Annotated in this window: 11 protein-coding genes and 5 pseudogenes; all 16 read right to left on the reverse strand. The window is 25.9% G+C overall.

What is annotated here, in order from left to right; genetic code table 11:
- Positions 1-204: 204 nt before the first annotated feature.
- Positions 205-1,907 (reverse strand): annotated as a pseudogene (locus PL321_RS18360) (phospho-sugar mutase).
- A gap of 155 nt (positions 1,908-2,062) precedes the next feature.
- The gene (locus PL321_RS22000; RefSeq protein ID WP_443110677.1) at positions 2,063-2,248 is read right to left on the reverse strand and encodes a hypothetical protein; all 186 of its coding nucleotides are present in this window, start codon (positions 2,246-2,248) and stop codon (positions 2,063-2,065) included.
- Between the two features lie 62 nt (positions 2,249-2,310).
- Positions 2,311-2,660, reverse strand: a pseudogene (locus tag PL321_RS22005) (lipid II flippase MurJ).
- Between the two features lie 26 nt (positions 2,661-2,686).
- Positions 2,687-3,333: pseudogene (locus PL321_RS22010) on the reverse strand (lipid II flippase MurJ).
- 14 nt (positions 3,334-3,347) lie between these two features.
- Positions 3,348-3,557 carry a hypothetical protein gene (locus PL321_RS18390; RefSeq protein ID WP_273962936.1) on the reverse strand — a complete coding sequence of 70 codons (210 nt, stop codon included), beginning with the start codon at positions 3,555-3,557 and terminating at the stop codon, positions 3,348-3,350.
- A gap of 1,077 nt (positions 3,558-4,634) precedes the next feature.
- Positions 4,635-5,096, reverse strand: coding sequence for a hypothetical protein (locus PL321_RS18395; RefSeq protein ID WP_273962937.1), 462 nt, complete (start codon positions 5,094-5,096; stop codon positions 4,635-4,637).
- Entirely contained in the window at positions 5,059-5,385 is a 327-nt protein-coding gene (locus PL321_RS18400) for a glycosyltransferase family 2 protein (RefSeq protein ID WP_273962938.1), read from the reverse strand. The genes PL321_RS18395 and PL321_RS18400 overlap by 38 nt, the downstream gene beginning before the upstream one ends.
- 646 nt (positions 5,386-6,031) lie before the next feature.
- Complete coding sequence (locus tag PL321_RS18405; protein WP_273962939.1) at positions 6,032-6,301, reverse strand: hypothetical protein; 270 nt, start codon at positions 6,299-6,301, stop codon at positions 6,032-6,034.
- Between the two features lie 205 nt (positions 6,302-6,506).
- Positions 6,507-6,782 (reverse strand): hypothetical protein, encoded by a 276-nt coding sequence (locus PL321_RS22015; protein WP_443110678.1) that lies wholly within the window; start codon positions 6,780-6,782, stop codon positions 6,507-6,509.
- Positions 6,783-7,256: 474 nt separating this feature from the next.
- A pseudogene (locus PL321_RS18410) lies at positions 7,257-7,738 on the reverse strand (glycosyltransferase).
- Positions 7,739-7,799: 61 nt separating this feature from the next.
- On the reverse strand, positions 7,800-8,162 hold the full coding sequence (locus PL321_RS18420) for a glycosyltransferase (protein WP_337961236.1): 363 nt from the start codon (positions 8,160-8,162) through the stop codon (positions 7,800-7,802).
- An 8-nt stretch (positions 8,163-8,170) separates the two neighbouring features.
- Entirely contained in the window at positions 8,171-8,365 is a 195-nt protein-coding gene (locus PL321_RS18425) for a hypothetical protein (protein ID WP_273962940.1), read from the reverse strand.
- A gap of 491 nt (positions 8,366-8,856) precedes the next feature.
- A complete protein-coding gene (locus PL321_RS18430; protein ID WP_337961237.1) occupies positions 8,857-9,270 on the reverse strand; it encodes a glycosyltransferase in 414 nt (137 codons plus the stop codon).
- Entirely contained in the window at positions 9,270-9,425 is a 156-nt protein-coding gene (locus tag PL321_RS18435; protein ID WP_273962943.1) for a glycosyltransferase family 2 protein, read from the reverse strand. The genes PL321_RS18430 and PL321_RS18435 overlap by 1 nt, the downstream gene beginning before the upstream one ends.
- Positions 9,426-9,835: 410 nt before the next feature.
- Complete coding sequence (locus tag PL321_RS18440; RefSeq protein ID WP_273962944.1) at positions 9,836-10,510, reverse strand: O-antigen ligase family protein; 675 nt, start codon at positions 10,508-10,510, stop codon at positions 9,836-9,838.
- A gap of 325 nt (positions 10,511-10,835) precedes the next feature.
- Positions 10,836-11,844: pseudogene (gene galE / locus PL321_RS18445) on the reverse strand (UDP-glucose 4-epimerase GalE).
- Positions 11,845-12,026: the final 182 nt, after the last annotated feature.

Genomic DNA, 12,026 nt, shown 5'->3' on the forward strand with positions numbered 1-12,026 from the left:
GTTACTCTCACACCAATTACCACCCTGGTGTAACTCTGAAAAGTCGCACACACGCTAAGTGCCACCCTGGTGCAAATGTGAAAAGTCGTCAGACTTTTAACATTTCACTTGGGTGGCACTCATATTCTTTCACTTGGGTGATACTATCATTCCTTGGGTAGCACTCTATAAGTGGCACTAATTCAGGCTAACACTCCTACTTACCTACTCCGCCAATTTCAAAATCTCTTCTTTAAACCTCTTTATATTCTCCTCTGCCCTATCTAAAGTTTCTCCCTTTGTCATAAAGTAGAACTTTATCTTTGGCTCTGTACCAGAAGGTCTTGCCGTAATCACACTTCCATCCTCAAGCACAAGCTGAATAACATTTGACTTTGGAAGATCAATCACACCCTCTTCTCCATTTACAACATTCTTCGTTCTACTCATCTTATAATCCTTAACAAGCTCAACCCTTAAACCTGCAACTTCCTTTGGAGGGTTGCTTCTTAAATCCTCCATTATCTTTTAATCTTTTCACTACCCTCTATTCCCTTTAGAGTGATTGAAACTAAATCCTCTTTATAGAAGCCGTACTTTCTATATAGCTCCATTAATCCCTCATATAGGCTCATTCCTCTTTCCTTGTAGTATGCTACCATCTCTACAATTAGCATTGAAGCTATAACAGCATCCTTATCCCTTACAAACGTTCCAGCAAGATATCCATAGCTCTCCTCAAAACCTAACACAAAGCTCTTATCTTTATTTATTTCAAATTCCTTTATCTTCTCTCCTATATACTTAAATCCTGTTAAAACATCTAATATCTCAACACCATAGTCTTTGCATATTGCCTTTGCAAACTCTGTTGTAACTATTGTCTTTATAACCACAGGATTTTTAGGCATTGTGTTTGTTACCTTTAAGTTCTCAAGCATATAGTATGTAAGTAGTGCACCTGTTTGGTTTCCCGTTAAAACTACATAGTTTCCTTCTGAATTTTTAACAACAACACCAACTCTATCACAATCTGGGTCTGTTCCTATTATTACATCGGCATCTATTTCACGAGCCATCTCCATTGCCCTTGTAAATACCTCTGACTCCTCTGGATTTGGATATTTTACTGTTGAAAAGGCTGGATCTGGATTTTCTTGTTCCTTTACTACATATACATTCTTGTATCCAAGCTCCTTTAGTACTCTTCTTACTGGCTTATTTCCTGTACCGTGAAGTGGAGTGTATATAACCTTAACATTGTCCTTCATCTTTTCTACAATCTCTTTATTTACAGTCAATCCCTTTACAAGCTCAACATATGTATCTTCTACTTCCTTTGGCATAAAGTTAAATAGGCCCATCTCCACCGCCTTATCATAGTCCATTGTCTTTATTTCACTGTAGTCAAGTGAAGTAATCTCCTTTAATATACCCTCTGCAAGCTCCTCTGTAACCTGACCTCCATCTGACCAATACACCTTATATCCATTATACTCCTTTGGATTGTGGCTTGCAGTTATAACTATACCTGCAGTTGCCTTCATATGTCTTACTGCATAGGATAGCATTGGAGTTGGCTTTAACTCATCATATACATAGGTCTTTATTCCACTTGCATTTAAAACAAGTGCCGCCTCCTTAGCAAAAACATCACTATACTTTCTTGAATCATACGCTATTGCAACTGATGGGTTTTCTATCTTTTGCTTTAATATGAAGTTTGCAAGGCCTTGTGTTGCCTTTCTTACTGTATATACATTCATTCTGTTTGTTCCTGCACCTATTACTCCTCTAAGTCCCCCTGTACCAAACTCAAGCTCCTTATAGAACCTTTCCATTATCTCCTTTTCATCAAGCCCCTCAAGTTCCTTCTTTGTCTCTTCATCAAACTCAAGCCATCTTTTATACATATCCATATATTCCATAAAAACTGCCTCCGTTTCTTAGAAATATTTTAAAAAATACTCTTTAATAAATTATCACTTTTTAGAAGAATTTTCAATATGAATAGGAAAATTTGTATAATGTGTATGAAAAAGTTTTAAAAAAGTCCAGTGAAATCACTGGACTTAATTATAGTTTATGCTGCTTTCTTTATAAATTTCTGTTTTAACTTAAATATAGTTACATCAACTTCTTTAATCTTCATAAAAGGAATAATAGCAAAATACACTACTCCTCCAACCATTATCGCAATAATCAATGCCAAGTTCTTTGATAAACTACTTAATAGAATATTATAACTTAACTTTGCAACTAAACCCATAACAATAGATGCAGCTGTAATCTTGATAAAAGATATAACTATTTCCTTAAGTCCAAAACTACCTATCTTTTTCTTAATGATAAAAACAATAAGCCTGTACAGATAATGGTTGAAATACTTGTAGCAAGTGCAAGACCTGCTATTCCCATAAACTTAGAAAGAATTATATTTAAAATAATGTTCATTATTAATGATATTACTGCATTATAGTTGGAGTTTTAGTATCCTTCATAGAATAAAAGGCTTTAGATAATACATCTATTAATCCATATCCAATCATACCTATAGAATAGTAAAACAATGCACTTGAAGTTATCTTAACTGCCCTTTCATCAAAGGCTCCTCTACCAAATAACATTTCAACAACTTGAGTTGAAAAAATCATAGCACCTACTGTTGCAGGAATTACCAAAAGGTTTATTGATGATATAGATTCAATTAAAGATTTTTTAGCCCTTCATAGTTTAACTCAGCCGCCATTTTTGAGAGGGTTGGATATAGTACTGTACTAATTGAGGTAACAAATATTCCAAATATAAACAATTGTAACTTATTTGCAAAATTAAGTGCTGATATACCTCCCTCTGCAACCTTAGATGCTATTGTTCTATCAACCAAGCCATTTAATTGATTAACAGAGACACCTAATATTGCTGGAAGTGCAATTTTAAATAAATTAACAGTATATTTATCTTTTACATTAAAAACAACAGAAAACCTATACCTTTTTTATATGCGAAAGGTAACACAAATACTAATTGTGATGCAAAAGCTACAATACTTCCAATGGCTAAATAAATATAATTTGTCCTTGAAGCTATAAACATTGAAACAATTATAATTATGTTCATTGGAAATCCAATTAATGCTGGTATAATAAAATTATTTTTTATTTGCAAATATGCTGTAAAAATATAGATCAAACCTGAAAAATAAATTCCTATAATACTTATTCTAGTAAATTTAACTGCTATTTTTAAAGTTTCACCTGTAAAACCTATTGCAAATAGCTTAACTATTTGTGTTGCAAAAATTAACGTAATTAAAATTATAAGCGTACTAAATACTATAAATATACTAATCAAATTATTTGTAAATTCTATGGCACTTTGCTCATTTTTTTAACTTTTATTTCATTAAATATCGGAATAAATCCTGTTCCAAGAGCTACACCCAAAAATGCAAATATTACTGATGGTATTGTTAAAGATATTAAATATGCGTCTGTTATATTATTTGCACCGTAAAAATATGATAATGTTACTTCTCTTGCAAAACCTAATATTTTAGATAATACTGTTATTATCATGATGATTAGTACTTTTTTTCATTCTTTCACCTCATTAATACCTCGAAAATATCTCCTTTGTATAAATCTTATCCTTTACATACTCTAACTCTTCAGATATTCTATTTGTTACTACAACATCTAATATCTCTTTAAATTTATTAAAATCTTTTATTACTGTTTAATTAAATAACTTGCCCTCTTTAAATACAGGTTCATAAACAACAACCTCTTTATCTTTTGCCTTTTTGTATACATTTATAGTTACAAGCATAATACCTTAAACCTGAAAAGGTAATTTATTTATATTGCAACCATATTTATATGGAAAATTTTATGAAATAAAATAAAACGGCTTTGATTTTGACTCCATGTCCAGTCATAACAAGATCATTAATTCAAACTATCTTCAAATATCTATGCTTGACCTTAATCTTTTTAATTATTTAAGACAACTTATACTTCCTTAAAAAGTGCTAAGTTTCGAATAGACGTAATAACAATTAAACCAATTAAAATATCATCAAAAATAATTCGACGTAATCGCTAAATAATATTTAAGTTTTGTAATTGCAAGTCAAATAAAAATTATTTTTATGTGACTATGGCAAATATACATAAATTAGAGTAAAATTTATTTGTTTACTTTTTGTTTTTTTACATATTCAAATTAGAACAATTTTATGATATAGGTGAAGTATTCCACTTTATATGTTATTTATTTTTTATTCTTTTTATTAACTTCAATAAATATTATGCTAAATTTATTTATTGTTATTTTAAAATATTTTTTATTCAGTAAATACTTCAAACTCAATATTTTTTAATTAAATTTCTAATTTTATACTTAAAATTTACTAATATAAAATATAAGGTAGGTGAAATTAAAAAAAATTAATTAATTTAGGACGTTCACTGAACTTTCTCCTACATTTTTTCTAATAGAAATCATTTGTTTATTTAATCCTGGATAATTATATTCAATTTCATTAAGTAATCGATATACATTTAATTTAGTACTATTTGCTAAACAAGATTGTAAATTGTTTATATAATTTTCTATAATAACATCATACATTAAATAATTTAAAACTTCTTTTAAATCAACTTTTGAAACATTATTAATGTAATTGTAAGTTCTTTTAATGCATTTATTACATCAAATTTTCTTATATTATAACTATTAGTTATTGATGTTTTCCTTTGTACATAAAAAGATAATACTTTATTTATAAAAACTATATTATTTGAATTTACAACTGCCTTTAAAATAAATTCTTGATCTTCACCATTTATACAGTCTATTGTATATAGTAGATTATGATACAATAAAAATTCTCTCTTATAAACAGCACTACCTGTCCATATCCACATATTTTTATGGATAATAATATTTTCTAAAACCTCCTTATTTGTCATTTTGCAAGGCACTGGTTTATAAATATCTGAATAATTGCGAATATTTTTACCATTTACATCAACAATATCAAATTCCCAACATATTATGTCACTATCATATTGCTCAATAGCGATAGTAATATCTTCTACAAACGTTCTCACTCACATAATCATCAGCATCTAAAAATAAAACATAATCTCCTTTAGCTTCTAATAAACCAGTATTTCTAGCAGCACTAACACCTTTATTTTCTTGAATAATAACTTTATAATTTACACACTGAGAATTTACTAATATTTTATTTGCAACTTTAGCTGTTTCGTCAGAAGAACCATCATCTACAACTATTATTTCAACATTTGATAAATCTTGCGTTAATAATGAATTTAATGAAGTGTGTATATAATGTTGTGCATTATAAGCTGGTATTACAATACTTAATTTCATCATATCACCCTTATTCTAATAAATTTTTTATTTACTTTTTTACTTGAGCAAATTTAATATTCTTAAGCATTGAAAATACTTAGTTTATATTAAAACAAAAATGAAAATCACAACAATTACTATGCAATTAGTAAAAATATCTTCTATGTCTGAAGTAGAAGAAAAATTTTAACGTCTTGTTCTAAAAGCAAAAATTTAGATATCATTGATAAAATAATTATAAAGGATTAATTGCAGATACAATAGCTATAAATAAATTAAATATATTATTCACAAGTTCTTAGTGGTAATAGCATATAATATTTACCATAAAATCATAAAAATTTTTGTGGCTTATAAAGTAGATTAAAAATACATATTAAAATTAAATTTTATTTAAATTTTAATAAATAAACATTATATTATGTGAATAAGTTATAAAGATTTATAATTGTGCAATTTACTCACATATCATCTTTAATAAACCTATTTTTTATAAATAATATATTCTAATAACATAAATATTAAATAACCCCATACTGATGCTCTAACAGAAGTATTAAAATAATCTCTTATTCACCACAATAAAGTAACAAAAGGCATAACATAATATACAATTCTTATATAGCAATTGTAATTTATATTTTCTAATAAATTGTAACTTATCAAATTAATAAATATTCCTATAAAAATTGCTGGTATAATAGAAAAAACCAAAATTATAATAAATCTCCCCTATATATGAACCACCTATATAGGGAACATTTAACATTTTACCATATGTAGACGTATATAAAATATTATCTAATATTCCTCCTATATTTGGGAATATTAACAATAAACTTTTAATATAAGTCATTCCTTTAGCATACTTTAATTCATTGCCCATTTTTTCCATTGTAATTTGAACTGTATGTATTGTTCCACTAATTTCTTCCAATATGTGTGATATTGTATTTGATTTATAATTATTGATTATTGCATTTATAATAAATTCAATGTTATAACCATTTAATTCCCTTATTTCTCTAATAGTAGCTAAAATAGTTATTACAATATATAAAAATAAAAATGATGAAATAAATTTTTAAACCTAATTTTTTCTATAAATTGATAATAAATAAATATTTAAAAAATAATAGAAATTAAATATTTACCTCTTCCTCCAAAAACATCATTATAAAGTTATATAACAAAAATAAAATTAATATGATTTTAGATTTCTTTTTATCTGATTTATTACCAATGATTAATAACGCTACTGAGACTATATAAAAATCTGATAATGTAACTAAAATTCCATTAGTAGTTACTTGACTATCCAGTAGTCCCCAATAGCCACTTTGTAATGATAATTTCAAAGTGATTGAATCAATATATAATTTCAATGGAAAAAATAATATCAAAGAAACATATCCCATTTTTCTGCATACTTTCTATTGATTTGTTGATACAATAATATTATTTTTCTTAGAATGCTTTTTTCTTATAAAAACTTGTGTTATAAAAATACCAAAAGTAACAAATGATATAATTAACAATGAAAATAACAAACTTGATTCGTTGTATGCATTAAAAATAATTGTTCATACTTAAATTCATAAGATTACATAAAGCCATATAAAATAACTTGTCCAAAATAAAATATATATGAGAATAAAATAAATAAAAATGATAAACTTAAAAAGGTATTCTAAACAGTTTAAAAAACAAAATTAAACACAGTAAATGAACAATAACTAGTAATGCTACTTTAGAAATCCAAAGATTAAAATCTCCATATTTATTAATAATATTATTAAAATTAGTTATAATAAAACAACTAAAATTAAATAAACTAAAACTAAAATTAATTCTTTATATTTAATCTTCATTGTATAATCTCTCCAATTCCTCTATACATTTTTTATATCATAGCCCATTTCTTGTAATTTCTTGTGATTGTTTTTCCTATCATATATCATATTTTTAATTATTTTGTCAATCCATTCAAACTCATTATTAATTGAAATGGATATTACATCATCTGTAATACACACTTCTTTACTTATATTATCTGAAACAATAGCTTTTAATCCAACCGCTTGAGATTCAATTAAAGTAACAGGGATACCTTCATAAAAAGATGGTAATAATAAAATATCACTCATTTGCATTAATTCACTAATATCACTTCTCATTCCAGTTAGAACTACATCATTTTCTAAACCTAATTCATTAATTAATTTCTCTATTTCCTTTCTTTTTCTCCGTCTCCAACTAAAAATAACTTAACATTAGTTACTTTATCTTTTAAAATTTTAAATATTTTTAAGGTATATTGATGATTTTTTACCCAAGCAAATCTACCAATTTGTATAATAACATAATCATTCAAAACATTATATTTTTTCTCATTTTTTCTCTTACCAACATATTGAATTTAAATTTTTCTAAGTCTACACCATTTTTAAAAACAAATCCTTTTTGTCAAATATCTTCTTACCATATAAATAGTATCCTGCCTTTTTACCACACGCTATATAAGCTGTCGAATATTTTATAATCAAATATCTCATTATCTTTTCATAAAAATAATAAATTATACTTTCTTTCCTATCACTATCTTTAATTCCATTATTAGTACTATGAGAATGTGATATTCGATTTTTTATTCCAGCAATTTTTGCAATTAAAACAACTAAACCGCTATTAAGCAATGTATGTGAATGCACTACATTATAATTTGAATTTTTAAATATTTTGTATAAGTTTAAACAAAATTTTACATATGATTTATTTGGATTATCTATTCTTATTATATTGGCACCTAACTTTTTAGCCTCTTCTTCATAGCTTTTTCTGTATAGTTATCAAAAACTAAAAAATCTATTGAAAATTTATCTTTATCTATATATCTAAGAATATTCATCGCTACATTTTCCGCACCGCCAATTCTAAGAGATCCTACTACTTGTAAAACCTTTTTTTCTTCATTAAATTTAAATACCCTCCTTAATATCAATAATTATAGTCAATACTTAATCTTATTTATTTCTAATTTATCCACTTAAGCATTATTTATCAAATTCAATTATAATTATTTTCGTTTTTTTATCTTAAATATTATATAATTTATAATATATATTAAGGTAATATTTTTCGTACATAAAATAAATTTTAGTAACCTATATGTTCTATCTTCGATATTATATGAATTAATATTAACAAATTCTTTTTCTAGAATATTTTTTATATATAACTTTTTTTCTTTTAATGTAAAAGGACATTTGCTTAAAAACAAATCCATAAAACAAGAATATATATTCTTGATTCTTATTTGTTGAGCTGCACTAAGAATTTTGTTACTGTTTCCGTTTTTCTTAATTAAATCAAAAAGATTATCATTTACAGCCATTAGCATCTCGTATTTATAACGGTTATATCTTTTAGTTAGAGAGTCTACATCTCTAATCATATAATGATATAAACACTTTTCCGATATATATAAAGATGTTATTTTAAAAAAATTTCATAATTAAACAATGCATCTTCACCTATGCTTATAGATTCATTAAAACTTATATTATTTTGTTTAATAATACTTGCTTTATATATTTTATTCCATGGTGAATTGATTATTTCTTGTTTAATTAAATTCGGTAATATTTGTTTTATTTGTTCTTTATCATTAAAAGATTGTTTTTTAAATTTACTTACTGTAGTTTTCTTAAAAATAGTATTTTCAATATAAACTCCAAACAATATCACATCATAATTATTATTTGCTTGTATTTTCATCAAATTACTAATTGTATCTTTTTCTATCCAATCATCACTATCTACAAACATAATAAAATCACCAGTGCTTAATTCAAGTCCTTTATTTCTTGCAGAAGAAACTCCACCATTTTCTTTATTAATAACTATTACTCTCGAATCTTTTTTGAATAGGCTTCACAAATCTCTCCTGAACTATCCACAGAACCATCATTTACTAAAATTATTTCTAAATTTTTGTATGATTGATTTATAATACTATCGATACATTTTGATAGATATCGTTCTACATTATAAACAGGCACAATAATACTTACTTTTTATTGTCCATATTAAACTCCCTCTTCTAATAATATTTTAAATATGTGTTATTTAATTTAATATATTTTATAAAACTTCCCTCATTTAAATTTTATATACTACTCCTAAAAACTGTACCACAAATAAATTACTCTTTTACTTACATAACTAATGCTGAATTTTTATTTGTCAACGAACAAAAATATAAACTACCTAATATTAACCAGAACAATCGTGCATTGTTCAGCGAAATCGAAATTGAACCTAATAAAAAATTATAATAATTACTTTTAAAGTCCATATTTTTTCTTTTGTTTGATATTTTTTTATTATTAGATAAAATAAATAAACAAAAAACATAAAGTAAAAATTGTTCCCCATTCTACCATTAGTTGTAAATAGGTATTATGAGCTATTACCCTATCTCCAAAAACAAATCTGCAAAATCTGAATAAATACCGATTCCTATACCTAATAATGGAGACATTTTTATAATATTTAATGCATTTCTAAAAGCTACATCTCTTCCAGATCCGCCACCAGTTAAAGCAGTATTAAAATTATTAAATAGTACATATACTCTTTCATAAACAGGGATCTTATCTAGAATAAATAAATTTATTATATTTATAATATCTGGAAATAAATAAATCACAATAAAAAATATCAAAATCAAACTAAAATTAATAATCAACTTTTTAACATTTTTTAGATATTTAATTACAAATTCAACTTGAAAATATATTAGTAGTGCGATAAATCCCGTTTTAGAACCAGACATTAAAATCGAAATTATTAAAATTATTACTGCAACATTTTTATGAAATTTTTTTATTTTAAAAATATAAGAATTAAATATAGAAATTGCGATTATTTGAAGTATAGAAAAATAATTTGGGTCATTCATGAAACCTCTTAATCGTGAATTACCAAAATAAATATAACTTCTAACTAAAGAAATATTCCCAAAAATTATTGATATAATTGCTATAAATAATGATGCAATTGCAAACCATTTTAATAATAATTGGATTAAATTTGTTTTATTAAGATTAAAGCCTAATATAAAATATAAAAAAGTTACTAACAATTTAATGAAACCTATTATTATACCTTTATGAGGTGAAGTAAAACCAAAAATAATGGAATATAAATGCTAGCAGTCATTATTGTACTGATTGATAACATAATAAAAAGATTAGTGGAATTGATGGAATCAATAACCTTTTTGTGTAAATTAAATACACTAATGTTATTACAAAAATAAATCCGATAAAGAAAAGTTGATTCCATTAATTACCTTTGATTGATTTAAAAATATTCCTGTTAAAATTACCATTAAAAATATAAATGTAGATATAGGCTTATTTTTTTAATAGTATCCACTCAATCATCCTCCAACTTACAAAGATTATTTAATACCCATTCGGATTCTTACTTTGCCATCTCCAGGCATCACGGCACATATCCTCTAAATTCTTCTCTGCTCTCCAGCCAAGTTCCTTATTTGCCTTTGTTGGGTCAGCAAAACACTTTGCCACATCTCCTGGTCTTCTTTCTACTATCCTATATGGTACCCTTTGACCTGTAACCTTCTCAAAGGTGTGGACTAAATCTAAAACGCTGTATCCTTTTCCTGTCCCTAAGTTGTATACCTCAATTCCTTTTATGTTCATTACTTTATCTAAAGCCTTCACATGACCCTTTGCCAAGTCAACTACATGAATATAATCTCTAACCCCTGTGCCATCGTGGGTGTCATAATCATTACCAAATACTCTAAGCTCTTTTAGTTTTCCTACTGCAACCTGAGTAATATATGGCATTAAGTTATTTGGTATACCATTTGGATCTTCTCCAATAAGACCACTCTCATATTGCTCCTATTGGGTTAAAATATCTTAAAAGAACAATACTCCAGTCATTATCTGAATTATATAAATCCCTTAGCATTTCTTCTATAAATAACTTAGTTCTTCCATATGGATTTGTCGCACTCAGTGGGAAATCCTCAGTTATCGGAACTTTGTTTACATTTCCATAAACAGTAGCTGAAGAACTAAATATCAATCTTTTTACTCCAAACTTTTTCATTACCTCACACAAAACAATTGTTCCTGTTATATTATTGTGATAATACTTAAGAGGTACCTCAACAGATTCTCCAACAGCCTTAAGTCCTGCAAAATGTATTACTGCATCTATTTTGTTCTCTTTAAAAATAGTTTCTAATTTATCTTTTTCTAATAAATTAATTTTATAAAATTTCAACTTCTTACCTGTTATCTTTTCAACTCTTCTTAAAGCTTCTTCTTTACTATTTGAAAGGTCATCAACAACAACCATATCATATCCTAAATTTAATAGTTCTACACAGGTATGGCTTCCTATATATCCTGCGCCACCTGTTACTAAGATTTTCATTCTTATCACATCCTGTTAAGTTTTATGTTTAATTTAGCAATATCATTTATTTTATCATAGTCTAATAATAAACTTTAAAATTTCATATAAAATTTATTGAACTTACAATATTTAACATTTGTAATAAAGTTTAAATAATAAAAACTAATTTTAAAGTTAAGTATATAAAACACTTTAAAAGT

It is taken from the genome of Caloramator sp. mosi_1 (assembly GCF_028622835.1).
In the GTDB taxonomy this organism is placed as follows: Bacteria; Bacillota; Clostridia; order Clostridiales; family Caloramatoraceae; genus Thermobrachium.